We start from the raw sequence: 21124 nt of genomic DNA on the forward strand, positions 1-21124 counted from the left end.
AAGAAAGAAGAAAAAAGAGACAAGAAAAACACTCCTAAAAGAGATTAATTTTTTAAAAGTTTTCAGTCGCAGTCCCAGTTTTCAGTTACCCTTACTATCATAAGTAGGACTGAAAACTGCGACTGAAAACTGAATACTATTTCAGCGGAATATTAGCTAAAATTTCCAATAGAAATTTCCAAAATTTCTGAGAAGAAGAAATACTCGCTCTTTCATCAGGAGAATGCGCACCATGAATCGTTGGTCCAAAAGAAATCATATCCATATCCGGATAATTAGTTCCTAGAATCCCACACTCTAATCCTGCGTGACAAGCTACCACTTTTGGTTTTTCACCGTTTTGTTTTTCGTAAATTGGAACTAAAACATCTAAAATTTCTGATTCTGAATTTGGTGTCCAACCTGGATATGAACCTGAAAATTCTACTTCACAACCCATTAATTCAAAAGCGGAACGCAACGCATTAGCCAAATCAAATTTAGATGTTTCAACAGAAGAACGCGTTAAACATTGTACTGAAAGTTGACCATCTCCAACAATCACTTTGGCGATGTTATTTGATGTTTCTACTAAATCGTCAAAATCAGCACTCATTCTATACACTCCGTTGTGAGCAGTATACATGGACCTCACAAAGTAAAACTGAGCAATTGTCGGCATAACTTTAGCAGGAGCGGCAGCCATTTTCTCAAAAACAACTTCTAAATTTGGTTCCGTTGCTTTAAACTCCGTTTTGATTTCGTTTACAATTTGCTGCATGTCAAAAACAAAAGCTTCATCGTACACTTCGGCGATGATTACTTTTGCCTGACTTTCACGAGGAATTGCATTACGTAAACTTCCTCCTTTTATTTCAGCAATTTGCAAACCAAAATTATCAAAACCATCAAATAACAATCGGTTCATAATTTTATTGGCATTACCCAAACCTTTGTGAATATCCATTCCTGAGTGCCCACCTTTCAAACCTTTTACAGTAATTGTATATCCTACAGAACCTTCCGGAGTTTCCTCTTCATCATATTCAGCAGTGGCTGTTACATCAATTCCTCCAGCACAACCAATGTCAATTTCATCATCTTCTTCCGTATCTAAATTCAATAGAATTTGACCTTGCAGAATGCCGCCTTTTAAATTCAAAGCTCCTGTCATTCCAGTTTCTTCGTCAATGGTAAACAAAGCTTCTATAGCAGGATGCGGAATATCAGTGCTTTCTAAAATTGCCATAATAGCCGCAACTCCAAGACCATTATCAGCACCAAGAGTTGTTCCACGAGCACGAACCCAATCCCCATCAACATACATATCGATTCCTTGTGTATCAAAATCAAAAACGGTATCCGAATTTTTTTGGTGCACCATGTCCAAATGTCCTTGAAGTACGATTGCTTTTCGGTTTTCCATTCCAGCAGTAGGTGGTTTTCGAATGATTACGTTGCGAATTTCATCTTCAAAAGTTTCCAATCCTAGACTATTTCCAAAGTTTTTCATGAACTCAATCACGCGTTCTTCTTTTTTAGAAGGACGAGGCACGGCATTCAAATCGGCAAACTTATTCCAAAGTGCTTTTGGTTCCAGATTTCTTATTTCCTGACTCATTTATTTTTGTTTGAGGTTTTACATTTACAAGTACCAAAGTTACAAAGTTTAAATTCCTTATGATAGTAATTAATATTGTAATTATATTTACATTGCCAAAAAGTAAACATTGAAAACTAAATATTTCCTTTCCTCTTTTCTATTTATTCAAATACTGCTTTTGCAAATTATTCCCTTTTACCCCGAACAAATCGAAGAATGGTACAGCAATGGTTTTTATCCAATACTTTCGTTGTTTTCAAGAACTATTTTAGGTGGAATTCCTTTTTCTGTGGGTGACTGTCTTTATTTCATTATAATTTTATTCATTTCCAAATGGCTTTGGAACAAACGCAAAACATGGAAATCCGAATGGAAACACACTCTATTTAGCATCTTGAGTTTCGTTTCAGTTTTTTACTTTTTATTTCATGTTCTTTGGGCGTTGAATTATTACCGTGAACCACTTTTTGAAAAAATGGAAATTCAAAAAGACTATTCGGATGCGGATTTGTTGGCTTTCACCAAAAAAATAATTGCCAAAACCAATGCCGTTCAAAACCAACTCACAAAAAACAACAGCTTGAAAGTGGTATTTCCCCACTCCCAAGAACAGGTTTTTGAAATGAGTATGAATGGATACAAAAACTTATCCGCGGAATATCCTTATTTTTCTTATTCCAAGTTAAGCACCAAGAAATCACTGATCAGTTTGCCATTGACTTATATGGGTTTTGGAGGCTATTTGAATCCGTTTACTAATGAAGCACAGGTTAATTATTTGGGTCCAATGTACAGTTTTCCGATGACTACAAATCATGAAATGGCACACCAAATGGGATACGCCAGCGAAAGTGAATGCAACTTTATCGGCTTTTTAGCATCTGTAAAAAATGATGATCTGTACATTCAATATTCGGGTTACAGCATGGCTTTACGCTATTGTTTAGGTAATTGGCAAGCCCGAGACGAAACGATTTACAAACAATTATTAAAAACTGTTCATCCCGGAATTTTGAAAAACTACAAAGAAAGTGAGCATTTCTGGAAGCAATACGACACGATTATCGATAAGGGTTTTCATGCTTTTTACGACCAATTCCTGAAAGTGAACCAGCAAAAAGACGGCATGGAAGGCTACAGCAAATTTGTGAATTTGATGGTGAATTATTACAAAGGAAAGAAGTTATGAACAAGACTTTAAAACTTATCATTCATAACTAATAACTCATCATTTTCTAAACTTCATCACTCGTAAAAGTCATAAAACTTTTCTTTTTGTAGGGTCTAATGATTAATCTTCCTTCACGATCAAAACGAATGTAATTGTACACCCAATTCAGGAATACGACGGCTTTATTTTTAAATCCAATAAGGGAAAACAAGTGGACAAACATCCAAACAAACCAAGCAAAAACGCCACTGAAATGGTATTTAGGCAAATCGACTACCGCCTTATTTCTTCCTATGGTTGCCATAGAACCTTTATCATTGTATTTGAAAGCTTCCATAGGTTGCTTTTGAATTAATTTTACTAAGTTTTCACCCAACAATTCCCCTTGTTGCATCGCAGGTTGCGCCATCATGGGATGTCCTTGCGGATAGCTTTCGGATTCCATGGAAGCTATATCGCCTACTGCAAAAATATTGTCGTAGCCCACCACTTGGCTGAATTCATTGACCCGAATGCGTTCTACTTTTTCAACCAAAGATTTGCCATCCAGTCCCGCGACAAGAGCGCCTTGAACTCCTGCTGTCCATATTACGGTGGCAGTTTCAAAAGACAAATCGGAATTTGTGGTTATCGTACGTCCGTCATAATTAGTTACTCGGACGTTTTTCCAGATTTTAACCCCTAAATTAGTTAAAAACTCTTCGGCAGCTTGAGATGATTTCTCGCTCATTGTATTAAGAATCCTGTCGCCACTTTGAATCAGATTGATTTCCATTTTGGCAATATCAAGATCGGGATAATCTTTTTGCAGAATGGCTTTTTTCATTTCGGCCAAAGCTCCGGAAAGCTCTACTCCTGTTGGCCCTCCACCTACGAGCACAAAATTGATTAAACTATTTTGTTCGGCTACATCAGTGGTTAAAACCGCTTGTTCAAAATTTTCAAGAATCAGACTTCGAATATTGAGCGATTGCGGTATGGTTTTCATAGCCATACTGTTGCGCTCGATTTCTTTGTTGCCAAAATAATTGGTTTTGGAACCTGTGGCAATCACGAGATAATCATACTTTAATTCTCCAATTTCGGCAATTATCTTTTGGTTTTTAGTGTCGATTTCTTGGACATTGGTGAGTCTGAAATAGACGTCATCGTATTCCTGAATTACTTTTCGGATTGGGTACGCTATGGAACCGGCTTCGAGACCGCCAGTAGCTACTTGATATAATAAAGGTTGGAAAGTGTGATAATTGTGTTTGTCTAAAAGGACAACCTGAACTTTTTTGTTTTTTAGTTTTTTGGCTAATGCAATCCCAGCAAAGCCCCCTCCTATAATTACTATTCTGGGTAAAGTTGAATTTGGGATGTTCATATTTTTATAAAAAAGTTTCAAAGTTGCAAAGAATCAAAGATACAATGTTTTCTACTGTTGAATTTTAACAAATAGTATCGAAATTTTTGTTTTTTGGGAAAGGTATTCTGAAAACGAAACGGGTAGATTAGCCCTGATGGAAATGGAAATCCTTTATTTACTGATTTTTATCAGGAAATAAAGACTGTAATGTACAGCGGGACGATTCTTAATTATGAAATAAATAGTGTTGTGCTCCTCAAAAAAAAGCGCTACTTTGTAACAAAAACCAGCAATGACTTACTAACGTATATATGAGTGATAATTTAGAACATTCTTTTGTAAAGCAATTGCAGGAAAATCAGAATATAATCCACAAGATTTGTAGGTTGTACACTAATGGCGATGATGCACACAAGGATTTGTTTCAGGAAATTACGATTCAGTTATGGAAGGCTTTTCCAAAATTCAGGGGTGACAGCAAATTTTCTACTTGGGCGTATCGAGTCGCATTGAATACCGCGATTACTTTGTATCGAAAAACCAAACGATCCATAAATACGGTTGAATTTGAAAGTAGACAACATTTCCTGAATGATGTGGAATATGACTATGAAGAGGAGGAACAATTAAAATTAATGTACAAAGCGGTTTACCAACTGAATGATATTGAAAAGGCGTTGATATTTTTGTATCTGGAAGATAAAGATTACCAGGAAATATCAGAAACATTGGGGATAAGCGAAGTAAATGCGAGGGTGAAAATGAATAGAATAAAAGGGAAATTAAAAAAAATATTAAATCCTTAAGGAATATGAAAGAGCTGGATTTATTAAAAAAAGACTGGAAGAAAAATGACAATTCTTTTGCGCAAGTATCAGAAAATGACATTTATAAAATGATTCACAAAAAATCATCTTCGATTGTGAAGTGGATTTTTATCATTAGTATCATTGAATTTATAATATTAAATTCGGTAAGCTTCATGCTTCCTGATGAAAAGATAAGTAAATCTGAAACAATTGAATTTTTTATTACTGTTTTAGATTATTTAAGCTACGGTGTAGCGCTATTTTTTATGTACTTATTCTATAAAAATTATCGCTCTATATCTGTTACTTCCAATACTAAAAAATTAATGGAATGCATTTTAAATACCAGAAAAACGGTCCGCTATTATATAGGCTATAACTTATTTATTGTGTTTTTTGTTTCTGTAGTATTACTTTCCAATGAGATTCAAATTAAATCAGCGACGGGTAATGATGATGGCGCTAGAATATTTTTTATTTGTATTTTGATGTTAGTTTTTGTAATTGTTTTAGTAGGTCTCGTATGGTTATTTTATCAATTGATTTATGGTATTTTATTAAAAAAATTGAATAGAAACTACACAGAATTAAAGAAAATCGATTTATAAAAAACACACTTTTTTTTCCTAAAAAAAGAACTGCTTGACACGCTGCAATTGAAACAGAAAAGATTTTTAAAATTATTCTTAGATTATGTTTTGCGCAAGTTTAACCGAAAATATTTTTTAATACGACACTGATTCTTACAAACTCCTTAGATTATTAGTTTTAGACTAACAAACCTTACATATATATTGTTTGTGTTTTTGTAATGCTATATATTTGCATTCTTAAAATATCAAACAATGATTAAGATTACTTTGCCCGACGGGTCAATTAGAGAGTTTGCTCCTGAAGTAACTCCAATGGATGTTGCAAAAAGCATTAGTGAAGGATTTGCCAGAAATGTAATTTCGGCTTCTTTTAATGGTACAACTATTGAAACTACAACTTCTTTGACGACGGACGGTAGTCTTACATTGTACACCTGGAATGATGATGCTGGAAAAAAAGCGTTCTGGCACTCCACTTCACACGTCATGGCACAAGTTCTTGAGGAAATGTATCCTGGAATTAAGTTGACTCTTGGACCAGCAATTTCTAATGGATTTTATTATGATGTAGATTTTGAAGATCATAAAATCACTGATGCTGATTTCAAGAAAATTGAAGACAGAGTTCTTGAAATTTCAAGAGGAAAACATGAATTTAAATTACGCCCAGTTTCTAAAGCTGATGCGTTAGAATTATACAAAGACAACATTTACAAAACAGAATTAATTACCAATCTTGAAGATGGAACAATCACTTTTTGTGATCATTCTACTTTCACAGATTTATGTCGCGGTGGACATATTCCAAATACTGGAATAATCAAAGCGATGAAAATCATGAGTGTAGCCGGTGCATACTGGCGTGGTGATGAAAAAAACAAGCAACTTACACGTGTTTACGGAACCTCATTTCCCAAACAAAAAGAGCTGACAGAATACCTTCTATTACTGGAAGAGGCAAAGCGTCGTGATCACAGAAAATTAGGAAAAGAATTGGAATTATTTGCTTTTTCACAAAAAGTGGGCGCAGGTTTACCCTTATGGTTGCCAAAAGGAGCAGCTTTGAGAGATCGATTGGAACAGTTTTTGAAAAAAGCACAAAAAAAAGCAGGATATGAGCAAGTAATTACCCCACATATTGGCCAAAAAGAACTTTATGTAACTTCTGGACACTATGCGAAATACGGTGCAGATAGTTTTCAACCGATCACTACACCAGCAGAAGGAGAAGAGTTTTTGTTGAAACCGATGAACTGCCCGCATCACTGTGAAATTTATAATGTACGTCCTTGGTCGTACAAAGATTTACCAAAGCGTTATGCTGAATTTGGCACGGTTTACCGATACGAACAAAGTGGTGAATTACACGGTTTAACTCGCGTGCGAGGCTTTACTCAAGATGATGCACATATTTTTTGTACTCCGGAACAACTTGATGAAGAGTTTAAGAAAGTAATTGATTTGGTATTGTATGTTTTTGGTTCATTAGGTTTCGAAAACTTTACCGCTCAAATATCTCTAAGAGATAAAGAAAATAGAGATAAATATATTGGTTCTGACGAGAATTGGGAAAAAGCAGAAAATGCAATTATTAATGCTGCTGCAGACAAAGGGTTGAACACAGTAGTTGAATATGGCGAGGCTGCTTTCTATGGTCCCAAATTGGATTTCATGGTAAAAGATGCTTTGGGACGACAATGGCAACTAGGAACAATTCAGGTGGATTATAACTTACCGGAACGCTTTGATTTGACATATAAAGGATCGGATAATGAATTACACAGACCTGTAATGATTCACCGTGCTCCTTTTGGATCGATGGAACGATTTATCGCTATTTTATTAGAACATACTGCAGGAAATTTCCCGCTATGGTTAATGCCTGAACAAGCTATAATATTGTCTTTGAGCGAGAAATATGAAATATATGCGAAAAAAGTTTTAGATTTGCTAGAAAATCACGAAATTCGCGCCTCGGTTGATAATAGAAACGAGACAATAGGGAAGAAAATCAGAGACGCCGAAATGCAAAAAACACCGTTTATGTTGATTGTAGGTGAGGAAGAAGAGAAAAATGGTACGATCTCTATCCGTCGTCATGGACAGGAAGGAAAAGGAAATATCACCGTTACAATAGAAGAATTTGTTGCTATTGTAAATGAAGAAATCAACCAAACATTAAAAGTATTTACAGTTTAACTTAAATTATAAAGTCATAGCAATAAGAAGCAACAGAGGTTATCAACCTCGCGTAGAAAAAAAGGATGCACACAGAATAAATAATCTTATTCGTGGTGTACAAGAAGTAAGGCTTGTAGGTGAGAATATTGAACCAGGAGTTTTTAAACTTTCGGAAGCCTTAAGATTAGCGGATCAATTTGAACTGGATTTAGTAGAGATATCTCCTAATGCTGAACCTCCGGTTTGTAAAATAATGGATTACAAGAAATTTGTTTACGAACAAAAAAAACGTGACAAAGTCCTGAAAGCCAAATCTACACAAGTAGTCGTTAAAGAGATTCGTTTTGGACCTCAAACAGATGAACATGATTATGAATTTAAAAGAAAGAATGCGGAAAAATTCTTAAAAGAAGGTGCAAAATTGAAAGCTTTTGTTTTCTTTAAAGGACGTTCAATTATTTATAAAGATCAGGGTCAAATCTTATTGTTGAGATTAGCTACAGATCTTGAAGAATTTGGTAAAGTGGAAGCGATGCCAGTTCTGGAAGGAAAGAGAATGATTATGTTTATTGCTCCAAAGAAGAAAAAATAAGTACGTTAAAAGTCGTAATGTCCTAAAGTTTAAATGATAGATTTTAAGACTAAAAAATAAGTAAGTAAGAATAAATTAAAATACTAGGAAAAAATGCCTAAAATGAAAACCAAATCTAGCGCCAAGAAACGTTTTAAAGTTACTGGTTCTGGAAAGATTAAAAGAAAGCATGCTTTTAAAAGTCACATCTTGACTAAAAAGTCTAAAAAACGTAAATTAGCTTTGACACACTCTGCACTAGTTCACAAAACAGACATGAAAAGCATCAAACAACAATTAAGAATTATATAAGTAAGTCTTAAAGTTGTGAAGTAAAAAGTCTAAAAGACTTTCGACATTCGACTTTAATAACTTTTGACTAAATAATCTTTAGGTTAAAACAATTTAAAATAACCTTGGAGTATGGCCATTAAGCGCTTTTGATTCAATTCAAGCCGCCAGCTACAAAAACACATCAAAATTATGCCAAGAGCGGTAAATTCAGTTGCTAAAAGAGCAAGAAGAAAAAAAATAATGAAGCAAGCCAAAGGTTTCTTTGGTAGACGTAAAAACGTTTGGACAGTTGCTAAGAATGCGGTAGAGAAAGCAATGTGCTACGCTTACCGTGACAGAAAAGTGAACAAAAGAAATTTCCGTGCATTATGGATTCAACGTATCAACGCTGGAGCTAGATTGGAAGGAATGTCTTATTCACAATTCATGGGTAAAGTAAAAGCTAACGGAATCGAATTGAACCGTAAAGTTCTTGCTGATTTAGCAATGAATCACCCAGAAGCTTTCAAAGCAGTACTTAATAAAGTAAAATAAACGTTTTATCAACTCAATTTAGATTACTTACTTACATAGAAACCTCAATCGGAAGATTGGGGTTTTTTGTTTTTATATACTTCATTTTTCCAAATTGTACTTTTTTATAATGTACTTCGTTATTGGCTTCAAAGGTTTTCCTGTTTCTGGATGAAATCCTGGAGTATTAAAAAGCTCCACTACGCCATCGTTCTTACCATACCAAACTACTGACTTACCATTCTTAAAGAAGTTCAACTTCTCATTTGAATCCAATTTATTTAACTTCATGATGTTTTCATCAATGGGAATAATCAAGGCTGATTGACCAATTCCTAACTTATCATTAATACAATCTACGGCTAGGTAATGATTTCCCTCCCACCGCATACATTCCTTTTTTGGAAAAAAAAATCCTTTTACAGTATACCCCATAAAAAATAAGGATAATACTACCGCAAAAAATATCGCTGTCTTTGTTCCAATCTTAGTATCATCCTCTATTACAAAAACTTTTTCGACAAATCCAAAAGGACGATTATCCACAACCAACTCCTTCTCTTCAATGTGGGAAGGAACTTCAAAATTTCTTCTTTCACTACTTTTGTCATTAAGCAAGTACTTACTGTAAGGTCTTGGATTAAAATTAACCAGAATGGCTGCCAATTCTATTCTTGTGGTATGCTCCGAATCTTTCTCCCCTTTTAAAAATGATATTATAGGTTTGAATTTTCCAATATCAAAATTTTCAATTGACTTTCTCAAATCCACCTCTTCTTTCACATTAAAGAATATTCTAAATAAATTCTCATCGGTCCTCGATACGCTATTATCAAGTTTCATCAAACATAGATTTCGCAATTGAGCCGGCGTAGGATTTAATAAAATACCAGAGACATCATCCATTTTCGACACCTCATATTTAACTCTAATACCACTTTTATACTCTTCAAAAGTAATTTTGTTCATACCCATTTATTGGAATTATCGGAATCTTATGGAAACCTTCAGAATTAGCAGAATCATCGGAATTCCATTAAAAATATTCAACCAATTCCGCATTCCTTTGCTTCAGGAATAGTTCCCGTTTTGAATTGCAAACAAAACAAATATACAAAACTACTTCTAAAAAAGTGAGCTAAACAGCATAGCGCGTTTATCCGGGAAGTATAAATTATACTATACTGTTTCAGTTCACTTCACTTCCCAAACAGCAAAAAAAAACATGTTTTAAATGGCTCGTCTATTCTGGCAAAGATTCGACTTCAAAATCGGATAGCCCAACCTATGTCTAATTTTTAAATCCAAAAAAATGAAAAGAATCATTATTATTACATCAATTGCAGTTTGGAGCACATTATTTGTATCCTGCACAAATGAAACTGAAGAAGTAGAAAAGAGTTTCTTAAAACAAGTTACTCCTTTACAATTGACAATAACAGACACCTTATCGACAAGCGCTGGTCCTGGAGATGAAACTGTTCCTATATTACCTCCTAAAAAATAATCTCTATAATAAAAATTATAGGTTATAAACTATAAATTACTACTTTCGGGGAAAGTTATCACTATGTTACGTTCCCCGATTTTTATCCTCCTATTCTTCATTTTTCTATATTCGTGTCAGAACGATTCTAAAAGAAAAATACTTTCCAATCAAGAAAATACGAAAAGTAAAAACGCTATACAAGCACGGAAACTATTAGATGCAGGTGATGTGTACTTTGCTGGTCAAAAATTTGATAGTGCTTTTCAGGCTTATAACCATTCCAAAATACTAAATGAATTAGAAAATGATAGTGCCTCAGTAGCCTACACTTTAATCCAAATGGCTCATACGCAACAAACTTCGGGAGATTATGTTGGAAGTGAAAAAAATTTAATTGAAGCGTTATCCCTTATTCAACCACATTCCGCCTATGAATCCGCAGCATACAATCTACTTGGCATTTCATCTAAAGAACTTTACAATTATGAAGATGCTTTGTACTATTACAGTAAAGCTAAAACAGAATCAAGTGATTCTTTGGGGAGAATTGCTTCTGAGAATAATATCGCAACAGTGTATATCAAAATGAAAAAATATGATTTTTCAATCAAAATACTGGAGTCGATTTTGAAATCATCCTTTCTAAATACAATAAACACGCGAAAAGCGAGGGTTTTGGATAATCTAGGGTATTGTTATTTTAAAACAAACCAAGTATCAAAAGGTTTACAATTAATGACAAAATCATTGTTAATTAGAAAAAATGCCAAAGATCAATATGGCAGTATTGAAAGCAATCTACATTTAGCCGAATATTATCAAGGAATAAATTCTCAATTGGCACTAAAACATGCCCAAGAAGCCTACAGAACAGCTACAAAACTAAACAGTATTGATGAAAAATTAAAATCATTATCTTTTATAATAAACAGAACTACCGGAAAAGATGCTCCTAATTATGCCTCAGACTATATACTTCTCAATGACAGTATTACAAAAGTTCGTAATAATGCAAGAGACCGATTTATAAAAATTAAATACGACAGCGACCAAAACAGGGAAGAGAATTTAAAACTAAAAAACCAAAAAGCAGAAAATGCCCTTCAAATAGAACAGCAAAAAAACAGAAATCAACTTTTATATTTTGCTGTAGGCTTCATTATTTTGATCAGTGTTTTAATCTTCAATTTTCTTGTAGCTAAAAATAAACGAGAAAAAATAAAAATTTCTTACAATACTGAAATCCGAATTGCAAAAAAACTGCATGATGAATTGGCTAATGACGTCTATCAAACCATGGCTTTTGCCGAAACACAAGATTTATCCAACAGCCAGAATAAAGAAATTTTACTCACCAATCTGGATACGATCTATTCCCGTACCCGAAACATCTCAAGAGAAAATAGTACCATCGAAACAGGAATTCTTTTTATACCCAATTTAAAAGAAATGATGTCCGGGTTTAATACTGATGTAGTGAATATATTAACCAATGGAATGGATACTATCAATTGGTCCCTTTTAGACAATAATAAAAAAATCATCGTGTATCGTGTACTTCAAGAATTGCTTATCAATATGAAAAAGCATAGTAAATGCAGTTTAGTTGTTATAACTTTTAAAAAAAATGAAAATAAATTACAAATTGATTACACTGATAATGGGGTTGGAATAGACAATAACCAATTAAATTCAAAAAATGGACTACTGAATGTGGAAAACCGTATTCAGGCTATTAAAGGAACTGTTACTTTTGATATTAATTCTAACAAAGGATTCAAAGTAAATATTATTTTCCCAATATAATCATAGCCTTATGTTTAATAAAGTTTTAATTGCCGAAGATTTAGACAGTATTAGTATGACAGTTGTTCAAGCACTCGAAGAACTTTTTGTTGTAGAAATTCACCACGCCAAATACTGTGACGATGCTTTTTTGAAAATAAAAAAAGCAATTCATGATAAAGCCCCTTATGACTTATTAATTAGTGATTTATCATTCAAGCCGGATCATCGACAAAATCGATTGGCGTCAGGTGAAGAACTAATTCAAGAAATAAAAAAAATACAACCAGATATAAAAACAATAGTTTTTTCTATTGAGGATAAGTCCTACCGAATAAAATCACTTTTTCAAAATGTAGGGATTAACGCTTACGTATCAAAAGGCAGAGATAGTATTCAGGAACTTAAAAAAGCAATTCACCTCATTTATAACAACAAAGAAATCGAATTATCTGAAGAGGTTGCGCACGCAATGAGAGACAAATCATTATTCGAAATTGAAGCCTATGATATTAATCTTTTAAAATCCTTAGCGAAAGGACTTACACTGGACGATATATCCTTCGAATTCAAAGATTCAGGAATTATTCCAAATGGCAGCAGTAGCTTAGAAAAACGAATCAATAAATTAAAAATATATTTCAAAGCAAGTAACAATGTGCATTTGATAGCCATCACTAAAGATCTAGGATTAGTTTAAGCAACTTAACTTTTTTATAAAAAAGATTTATAAAACTAAAATCAAATTTATTTTCAACATTATATTTTGAACAAATATTCTTAATAATAAATGCCATTTCTTTTTAAATTTCAAAAAAAATAATCCATTTACGGATTCCCGTAAAGATATAATTTTTAAAGATGTTACGTTTGCCCCATAACTTTTAAGATAATTCAAAATGGCCAATTTCACAAGAGAAGACTTAGCATTTAATGGATATTCCCAAAAAATTGATTTGATAAATAATCCTGATTGTACTAAAACTATTGATCTAATGTATATCGATAAAACAGAAGAATTTGAAATAATCCATTTCTGTAATCAGTTTTTAGAAAAATATAAAGTTCCCCAAACCAAAGCCAGTTTTCAAAAAGTAGAAAGTTTTTTACAACACCCCGAATTAGAAAATGCAGTTTACAAAGCTCATTTACAAGATTGGATTGCCAGTAACTGGATAAAAATATAATTTTTTTAATTATCAATTCGATTCCAAAAGAAAAAATTTGCATTTAGAATTTAACAATAGACCCAAATGTTTTTAACTGTTATACTTCATTTTAACAGAATTGATGAATAACATTTAGACTATCCGAATTATTATTGGGATGCGTTACGGTTTACCGTAAGGGAATGTGCTTTATTGCTTTTAACTTTGATGAAAGCAAAAAATTAAATTATTTTCATAAACAATTCAGTCATGAAAGAATACGAAAACGAAGTTCAGAACACTGTCACTGTGAAAGAAAAAGAAAATCAAGTATGTGACAAATGGAACAAAAAAATTCAAGATTATGAAAATTATGTAAAAGAATATCTAAAGAATTATAAGAAATCACTGCAGAAAAATACCGTTTCCTTATCAAAATATCCATACATGAAAATCAAATCAGAAGCTTTAAATAAGAAACTGAATAAAGCAATGGATAACGGACTATTGACAAAAACTCAAATAAAAAAAATTTTGAAAATTCAATTGAAAATCGTGAATAAGTGCTGTGATTAAATCTTTATTAAAGACAAAATGAAAAAAAATATTTTACTTGGAGTAATACTATTAATCCTGCTTTTTTCGTATCCAACAAAACTAAAATACAAAAATAATAATAGAACAAATAAAGAAAATGCAATTTTAATAACAGTATTAAACGGCCGAAAATTTGACTCTAAAGAAGAAAAAGCTGCTAGAATTTCTGAAGAATTTTACAAGAAAAATTCTATTCAAAATCCGTTTGATATGTACAAGAATAAAAATATTATCCAGCATTCCTCCAGAAACAATAAAGGAAAAATCATGCTTTCTTACGATCACTATGTAATTTCTGAAACTAAACTTGATTAACATTTTTTCAGGAAATAAAATTTACACCAACAATAAAAATAATGAAATCAATACTCCTTTTAAATTCAAACCTATTGTTTTTTGTACAAATAGTAGTGCTGCTAATAGGCGCAATTGGCCTTATTTATTTAGTTTATCATTTGTGGAGAAAATAAAAAATTAAAAAAAAGTTTTTCTGTATACTTTAAGAATTACAACAAATTAATTAAGATAAAAAACACACCTCATGAACCTTACAAATAATTTTAGAGAATTAACATTAACTACAAATGGAATACTTTTAATTCTTAAAACAAAAGAAAAGAAACAAATTTTATTTTCTGATTTAGATCTAATTTACATAACTGTAAACAAAATGAAAACGATTTATGAAGTTCTAATATTGCTGTTTGCAACAGGTTTAGCGGCATTTAATTATTTATTTTTCCAAATTGACTTAATCCTAATCATAGCTTTCTTAGTCGTTATTGCTATCATTTTTAAAAAAAATGATTACAAAAGCTATAGTTTAAAACTACGCTTACAAAATTGTCAAATTTTTAAAAATAAAGCACCTTTAAAATCGAAACATGATACAATAGATATGGTAAATGAGGTTCGAAAAGAAATTTATAATATTAAAATGAAAAAAAGTAATGAAGTTATAATTTCGGTTTCATAGAAACCAATTTAAAAAAATGAGGAACTAATTTGATCCTTTCTTTATCAATTGCACTAAAAGAGATTAAAAATTAAATTTTGTCCACATCGATTAACTAAATTTAAATTATTCTAATTTTACAACTTATGACAACCTTAACACTTGCATGCATTGAAACCCTTTTATTTTCTTCTATTTCTACTTTTCCCCTTCAGCATTCTATCTCAAACCAAGCTGCTTTCTTGGAATATAGAAAATTTTGGAAAATCTAAATCCGAGGAAACAATAAACTACATCGCCAATACGCTGAGAGAATACGATATCATTGCAATTCAGGAAATTGTTGCGGGTTATGGAGGAGAGCAGGCAGTAGCAAAACTGGCCGACGAACTCAATCGTAAAGGCGCTAAATGGGATTATGTGATTAGTGACCCGACCAGCAGCAGTGCCTATAAAACCGAGCGTTACGCTTTTATTTGGAAAACAAGCAAGGTAAAAAAAATTGGAAGAGCATGGCTCGAACAAAAATACCATTTGGAAATAGTTAGAGAACCCTATTTTTGTACGTTTGAATATAAAAATAAACAATTTACAGTGGTAAATTTTCATGCGATTGCTAAAAAAAGTCAACCTGAAACCGAAATCAAATATTTTAAATTTCTACCGGACGAATATCCTAATTTGAATTTAATTTTTACGGGAGATTTTAATTGTCCACAATCGCACAACGTTTTTAATCCTTTGAAAAAAATGGGGTACGAATCAATTTTGATTAATCAAAAAACATCGCTTAAACAACAATGTAAAAATGAAAAATGCCTCTCATCCGAATTTGACAATATGTATTTTAATTCTTTAAAAGTGAATCCCATAAAATCAGGTATAATTCTCTTTTATAAAAATTTCAATTCATTAAAAGAAGCCCGAACAGTATCGGATCACATTCCCATTTGGTTTGAATTTTCTTTAAATTAAAAACAATTTAATTCATTACTATTTAATCGAAAACTTCAAAATTATCTCCGTCAAAACTGGCAAAAACCATGCTGGGATGCGAATCCTGATGAAACACATTTCCCTGACTATCAATAGCAATTGCGCCTGCAAAACCATCATAAAGTTTCAATTCGCTAAACGTTTTGGTGAAGGCGTCTTGCAATGAAAACCCATCGGTAACTCGAGTGACGATTTTTGCCGCCGTCGCATTACTCACTATGTCCTCACCTACTCCGGTCAAACTCACACCGCAAAATGCATTGGCATAATTCCCGGCTACAGTAGCAGAATCTGATATACGACCCGGAATTTCAAATCCTTTACCGCCCGTAGAAGTTGCAGCGGCAATTTTACCGTTTTGGTCCAAAGCCACACAACCTACCGTTCCTGTACCCAATGATTTTAGTTTCGCTTCATATTCCGCTTTTCGCTGTGGAATTTCAGTTGAAAAAGACTTAAAACCACGTTGTCTTGCAAAATTAGTTGCTCCACTTCCTCCCAAAATTCTATCGTCATAATCCATCAGTACTTGGGCAACCTGAACCGGATTTCTAACTGCTTCAATATTGATGACGCCACTCATTTTCTGGGTTTCACCATCCATAATCGCAGCACTCATTCTTATTTTTCCGTCACTTTGTATTTGCGATCCAGTTCCAGCATTGAATAATTCGTCATCTTCCAAGAGAGAAACAGCATATACAACTGTCTCTAATCCGGAATGTGTTTTCAAAAAATCGTAAGAATCTTTCACAATTCGTTCTAAAGCCTTTTGTTTAGCGACTTTTGTTTCGTGATTGGTTGATGATTCCGAGAAAAAACCACCATGTATAATTAGTTTCATATTTGATAAAGTTTTTACTTTGCACCATTAAATGTTACAAATAATGCGAAGATTGAATGTACATTTTGTGCGTTTCAAGATTGTAAGTGTCAAATTTACTCATGACATGAGTTACCAAATGGGAGATGGATATGGGCTGACCTAACTCTACTTTTGTCAAATTAGTATCTTTTATCTCGCGACCGTCCACTAAAATAACTAAACCAGAACCTATCGCTTCCATATCTTTATTATTGGTAATCAATAGTCCGGTATCCTCACCAAGTCCGATTCCCAATACTCTAGGATTGCCAACCACCGCTTGAAAAAGTCTGCCAATTCTGCCGCGTTGTACAAAATGAGTGTCGATAATAACGCCATCAATTAAACCCAATCCACTTGAAATTTTAACTTCCCCTTTTAATAAAGCTTCTGAGCTACTTCCCTGATAAATCATGTTATTTGAGGCTGCTGCTGCTCCAGCAGAAGTTCCGGCATATATAAATTCTTCATTATGGTATTTATCCAATAACATATCATGAAATTGTGTTCCACCAAGAATAGAAGTCAATCTAAGTTGATCACCTCCGGTAAACATAACAATATCAGCCGCTTTTAATCGGGCCAAAACTGCTTCATCAGCTGCTTGTTCTCTTCTTTCAATATGTAGAATATCAATATTTTTAGCATTTAAATATTCAAATGCCTTTACATACTCAGGACCAATTTCTCGTGGAATGACTGAAGCCGTTGTAATGACTTCTATTCGTGATTTTTCTTTGTGTTTTGATTCATTTAGTATCCTTTTTAAAATTCCAGTTTCAAAAAAGTTTAAATTATTGATGGCATTTTTATCTAAATCGGTTTCTGTAAAACTCCCTTTATCCACTGCACCGCCTATTATTATTAGTTTTCCAAGTATATTCATTTTGTAAAAATAACCAAAAAGATAAAAAAGAGCCTTTGAAGTTGTGATTTTTTTTCAGTAATTACCAACAGAGATACTATTAATTAATTTTCAAAGAATAAATTTTGATTACTATTGTAAAAACTTTACTTTAGTTCTATTCTAAGTTATTTAGATTGAATTATTAGATTGTACTTTACTTTTTTTATCCAAATTATTACTGGTTAAAAATGAAAATTAAGCCTTTGTATTCAACTACATTTTTACACAAAAAATAATTTTTCCGTTTTTATGAAAATAATTAAAATACAAGCCCTTCGTGGACCGAATATCTGGAGTATTCGACGAAAAAAATTAATCCAAATGCGTTTGGATTTAGAAGAAATGGAGCAATTCCCTACCAATAAAATAGACGGATTTAAAGAACGAATTGAAGCGATGTTCCCTTCAATGATTGAACATCGTTGTTCTGAAGGTTGTCAAGGCGGATTTTTTTCCAGAGTAGAACGCGGAACCTGGATGGGACATGTCATCGAACATATTGCACTCGAAATTCAGTCGCTTGCTGGAATGGAAACCGGTTTTGGAAGAACAAGAGAAACTAAAACTTCCGGAACATATAATGTAGTTTTCAGTTATACCGAAGAAAATGTAGGTCTTTTTGCAGCGGAATCCTCTGTTGCCATTGCCGAAGCATTAATTGCAGGAACTGAATATGATGTGAATGCCGACTTACAGAAAATGAGAGAAATACGCGAGCGCGTGAGACTTGGGCCAAGCACCGGAAGTATTGTGGAAGAAGCAGTTTCCAGAGATATTCCTTGGATACGACTTGGAACAAATTCTTTAGTACAACTTGGATACGGCATCAATCAAATGCGTTTTCAGGCAACCATTACTTGTAAGACAAGCAGCATTGCTGTTGATATTGCCTGTAATAAAGAACAAACTAAAAAAATGTTGGAGATGGCCTCCATTCCTGTAGCCAGCGGAAGCATTTGTATAGATGAAGACAGTTTAGCTGAAGTCATACAAAAAATTGGTTATCCTATTGTCCTAAAACCTTTGGGCGGAAATCATGGAAAAGGCGCTTCTATTAATGTTACCAATTGGGAGGATGCGGTTGTCGGTTTAACATTTGCGCAAGCTTATGGAAAACGTGTCATTGTAGAAAAATTCATAACTGGTTTCGATTTTAGAATATTAGTTATCGATAATAAATTAGTTGCTGCTGCAAAAAGAGTTCCTGCTCATGTTATAGGAAATGGAACGGACAACATTCAACAGTTAATTGACACCACGAATCTGGACCCACGTAGAGGTTACGGACATGAAAATGTGCTCACTCAAATTGATGTCGACCGGGATACCGAAGATTTACTGAAAAAACTAAACTACACATTGGAAACTATTCCAAGAATTGGAGAAATTGTATTTTTAAAATCCACAGCAAATTTGAGTACCGGCGGAACTTCTGTAGATGTAACTGATATGATGCACCCGGAAAACATCTTTCTTGCCGAAAGGATTTCACGAGTTATTGGACTCGATGTTTGCGGAGTTGATATTATGGCCGAAAATTTGACGCAACCGTTAAAAGAAAATGGCGGTGTAATTTTGGAGGTCAACGCGGCTCCCGGTTTTAGAATGCACCTTGCGCCTGCGGAAGGATTACCAAGAAACGTTGCTGCACCGGTAATTGACATGTTATATCCCCCGGGAAAATCATGTCGTATTCCTATAATTGCCGTGACAGGAACTAATGGAAAAACCACTACTACCCGACTTTTGGCACACATTGTAAAAAATAATGGATTCAAAGTAGGATTCACCACATCAGACGGGATTTATGTTCAAAATCACATGATGGAAAAAGGCGATACTACGGGACCTTTAAGCGCCGAATATATTTTGAGAGATCCAACTGTAGAATTCGCTGTTCTGGAAACTGCCAGAGGCGGAATTCTTCGTTCTGGACTTGGTTTTAGCCGCTGTGATATAGGGGTTATAACTAATATTCAGGAAGACCATTTGGGTTTAAGTGACATTCATACCTTAGGTGATTTGGCCAGAGTGAAAGCCACAGTGGTCAAAAGTATCAAGAAAAACGGCTGGGCTGTTTTGAATGGTGATGACGAACATTGTGTAAAAATAGGTCAAGACCTGAATTGTAATGTCGCATATTTCAGTTTGAGCGAAGACAGCGATTTCATTAAAAAACTTTGTGCCGAAGGAAAAACAGTTGCTGTTTATGAAAATGGCTTCATCACCATCAAAAAAGGAGAATGGAAAATCCGCATCGAGCGTGCCACTCACGTACCTTTAACATTGGGCGGAAAAGCGAAATTCATGATTGCCAATGTACTTGCAGCCACTTTAGCTAGTTATTTGTGGGGTTTCAAAACGGAAGATATCAGCTTGTCTTTGCAAACTTTTATTCCAAGTGCCGCACAAACGCCAGGTCGTATGAATATTTTTGAGTTTAAAAAATTCAAAGTATTGATTGATTTTGCTCACAATGCATCCGGTTATAAGGGTGTTGAAGAATACCTTCATAGTGTAGATGCTTCTAAGAAAATTGGAATTATAGCAGGAGTTGGCGACCGTCGTGACGAAGATATCAGGGAATGTGCCACTATTGCCGCCCGAATGTTCGACCACATTATCATCCGGCAAGAAAAATACCTTAGAGGAAGAACAGAAGTCGAAATTATTAATTTAATTCTTGAAGGTATCAAAAATTCCGGTAAAACCGTTACTTATGAAATTATTCCTAAAGAAACCGAAGCGATCAAACATGCGATAAATTGCGCCGAAGAAGGAAGCTTCATTACTGCCTTAAGCGACGTAGTTACGAATGCAATTGATATTGTACAAGAATATTTAGACAAAGAAAACGAACACGGAGTGGTGTAATTTTCAGAAGCTATTCCTGCTGTCCGTTATATCTTTCTTTGCCTAAAGAAGGCAAAGAAAGGATACCACTACCATCAGGGCTGTCTAGTCCTGAAAAAAGTTGACACGAATTAGATTTTAAAATTACACTAATTATTAACCTCGGAAGTAAAAACTTTCGAGGTTTTTTTCTTCCATTTTTTTGATTTGATTACTTGTTGTAAATGCGTCTGATTTGGCGTTAACATTTGACAACTTAAGTGAGGCCTATTTTGGTTATAAATATCAATAGATTCCCTTATTGCTTTTAATGCCTGTACATGATTTATAAATCCATCTATTAGTAAAAATTCATATTTTAAAATACCATTTATTCTCTCTGCTATTGCATTTTCGTAAGGATCACCATTTTCAGTCATACTAATTTTGATGTTGTTTTCAGTAAGCTTTTTTACATAATCACC

Annotated in this window: 22 protein-coding genes; 16 read left to right on the top strand and 6 right to left on the bottom strand. The window is 33.6% G+C overall.

Annotated features, from left to right (window positions below; all coding sequences use genetic code 11):
• Positions 1-136: 136 nt before the first annotated feature.
• Entirely contained in the window at positions 137-1600 is a 1464-nt protein-coding gene (locus tag BMZ76_RS09470; protein WP_091205324.1) for an aminoacyl-histidine dipeptidase, read from the bottom strand.
• Positions 1601-1709: 109 nt separating this feature from the next.
• On the opposite strand from BMZ76_RS09470, the gene BMZ76_RS09475 reads away from it, so the two are divergent.
• The gene (locus tag BMZ76_RS09475; protein WP_091205326.1) at positions 1710-2771 is read left to right on the top strand and encodes a DUF3810 domain-containing protein; all 1062 of its coding nucleotides are present in this window, start codon (positions 1710-1712) and stop codon (positions 2769-2771) included.
• 46 nt (positions 2772-2817) lie between these two features.
• Here the strand turns inward: BMZ76_RS09475 and BMZ76_RS09480 are convergent, their stop codons facing one another.
• Positions 2818-4122, bottom strand: coding sequence for an NAD(P)/FAD-dependent oxidoreductase (locus BMZ76_RS09480; RefSeq protein ID WP_091205328.1), 1305 nt, complete (start codon positions 4120-4122; stop codon positions 2818-2820).
• A 293-nt stretch (positions 4123-4415) separates the two neighbouring features.
• Between BMZ76_RS09480 and BMZ76_RS09485 the strand changes: the two genes are divergently transcribed.
• From BMZ76_RS09485 to rplT, 6 genes are all read left to right on the top strand, one after another.
• Positions 4416-4910 (top strand): RNA polymerase sigma factor, encoded by a 495-nt coding sequence (locus BMZ76_RS09485; protein WP_091205330.1) that lies wholly within the window; start codon positions 4416-4418, stop codon positions 4908-4910.
• Positions 4911-4915: 5 nt separating this feature from the next.
• Entirely contained in the window at positions 4916-5521 is a 606-nt protein-coding gene (locus BMZ76_RS09490; RefSeq protein ID WP_091205332.1) for a hypothetical protein, read from the top strand.
• Between the two features lie 237 nt (positions 5522-5758).
• Positions 5759-7705 carry a threonine--tRNA ligase gene (gene thrS, locus BMZ76_RS09495; protein WP_091205334.1) on the top strand — a complete coding sequence of 649 codons (1947 nt, stop codon included), beginning with the start codon at positions 5759-5761 and terminating at the stop codon, positions 7703-7705.
• A 16-nt stretch (positions 7706-7721) separates the two neighbouring features.
• The gene (infC, locus tag BMZ76_RS09500; protein WP_369699884.1) at positions 7722-8279 is read left to right on the top strand and encodes a translation initiation factor IF-3; all 558 of its coding nucleotides are present in this window, start codon (positions 7722-7724) and stop codon (positions 8277-8279) included.
• 93 nt (positions 8280-8372) lie between these two features.
• On the top strand, positions 8373-8570 hold the full coding sequence (gene rpmI, locus BMZ76_RS09505; protein ID WP_022827375.1) for a 50S ribosomal protein L35: 198 nt from the start codon (positions 8373-8375) through the stop codon (positions 8568-8570).
• A gap of 171 nt (positions 8571-8741) precedes the next feature.
• Positions 8742-9086, top strand: coding sequence for a 50S ribosomal protein L20 (gene rplT / locus BMZ76_RS09510; RefSeq protein ID WP_091205336.1), 345 nt, complete (start codon positions 8742-8744; stop codon positions 9084-9086).
• 81 nt (positions 9087-9167) lie between these two features.
• Here the strand turns inward: rplT and BMZ76_RS09515 are convergent, their stop codons facing one another.
• Positions 9168-10034: a hypothetical protein gene (locus tag BMZ76_RS09515; RefSeq protein WP_143071073.1), complete on the bottom strand. Its 867-nt coding sequence runs from the start codon at positions 10032-10034 to the stop codon at positions 9168-9170.
• A 343-nt stretch (positions 10035-10377) separates the two neighbouring features.
• Between BMZ76_RS09515 and BMZ76_RS09520 the strand changes: the two genes are divergently transcribed.
• From BMZ76_RS09520 to BMZ76_RS09555, 8 genes are all read left to right on the top strand, one after another.
• The gene (locus BMZ76_RS09520; RefSeq protein WP_091205340.1) at positions 10378-10572 is read left to right on the top strand and encodes a hypothetical protein; all 195 of its coding nucleotides are present in this window, start codon (positions 10378-10380) and stop codon (positions 10570-10572) included.
• A gap of 63 nt (positions 10573-10635) precedes the next feature.
• Positions 10636-12360: a tetratricopeptide repeat-containing sensor histidine kinase gene (locus BMZ76_RS09525; RefSeq protein WP_091205342.1), complete on the top strand. Its 1725-nt coding sequence runs from the start codon at positions 10636-10638 to the stop codon at positions 12358-12360.
• Between the two features lie 10 nt (positions 12361-12370).
• A complete protein-coding gene (locus tag BMZ76_RS09530) occupies positions 12371-13039 on the top strand; it encodes a DNA-binding transcriptional response regulator (RefSeq protein ID WP_091205344.1) in 669 nt (222 codons plus the stop codon).
• A 199-nt stretch (positions 13040-13238) separates the two neighbouring features.
• Positions 13239-13526: a hypothetical protein gene (locus BMZ76_RS09535; RefSeq protein ID WP_091205405.1), complete on the top strand. Its 288-nt coding sequence runs from the start codon at positions 13239-13241 to the stop codon at positions 13524-13526.
• Between the two features lie 231 nt (positions 13527-13757).
• Positions 13758-14063, top strand: a complete 306-nt coding sequence (locus tag BMZ76_RS09540) for a hypothetical protein (RefSeq protein ID WP_091205408.1) — start codon at positions 13758-13760, stop codon at positions 14061-14063.
• 18 nt (positions 14064-14081) lie between these two features.
• Complete coding sequence (locus BMZ76_RS09545) at positions 14082-14399, top strand: hypothetical protein (protein WP_091205410.1); 318 nt, start codon at positions 14082-14084, stop codon at positions 14397-14399.
• A gap of 226 nt (positions 14400-14625) precedes the next feature.
• A complete protein-coding gene (locus BMZ76_RS09550) occupies positions 14626-15060 on the top strand; it encodes a hypothetical protein (RefSeq protein ID WP_091205413.1) in 435 nt (144 codons plus the stop codon).
• Positions 15061-15210: 150 nt separating this feature from the next.
• Positions 15211-16014, top strand: a complete 804-nt coding sequence (locus BMZ76_RS09555; protein WP_091205438.1) for an endonuclease/exonuclease/phosphatase family protein — start codon at positions 15211-15213, stop codon at positions 16012-16014.
• A gap of 22 nt (positions 16015-16036) precedes the next feature.
• On the opposite strand, the gene BMZ76_RS09560 is transcribed toward BMZ76_RS09555, so the two are convergent.
• Both BMZ76_RS09560 and BMZ76_RS09565 read right to left on the bottom strand, forming a co-directional pair.
• A complete protein-coding gene (locus BMZ76_RS09560; protein WP_091205415.1) occupies positions 16037-16879 on the bottom strand; it encodes an isoaspartyl peptidase/L-asparaginase in 843 nt (280 codons plus the stop codon).
• A gap of 34 nt (positions 16880-16913) precedes the next feature.
• Positions 16914-17786, bottom strand: a complete 873-nt coding sequence (locus BMZ76_RS09565) for a cyanophycinase (protein WP_091205417.1) — start codon at positions 17784-17786, stop codon at positions 16914-16916.
• A gap of 270 nt (positions 17787-18056) precedes the next feature.
• On the opposite strand from BMZ76_RS09565, the gene cphA reads away from it, so the two are divergent.
• Positions 18057-20681, top strand: a complete 2625-nt coding sequence (gene cphA / locus BMZ76_RS09570; protein WP_091205421.1) for a cyanophycin synthetase — start codon at positions 18057-18059, stop codon at positions 20679-20681.
• A gap of 128 nt (positions 20682-20809) precedes the next feature.
• Here the strand turns inward: cphA and BMZ76_RS09575 are convergent.
• The coding region (locus BMZ76_RS09575; protein WP_143071074.1) for an integrase core domain-containing protein at positions 20810-21124 on the bottom strand (315 nt) is incomplete at its 5' end.

It is taken from the genome of Flavobacterium xueshanense (assembly GCF_900112975.1).
In the GTDB taxonomy this organism is placed as follows: Bacteria; Bacteroidota; Bacteroidia; order Flavobacteriales; family Flavobacteriaceae; genus Flavobacterium; species Flavobacterium xueshanense.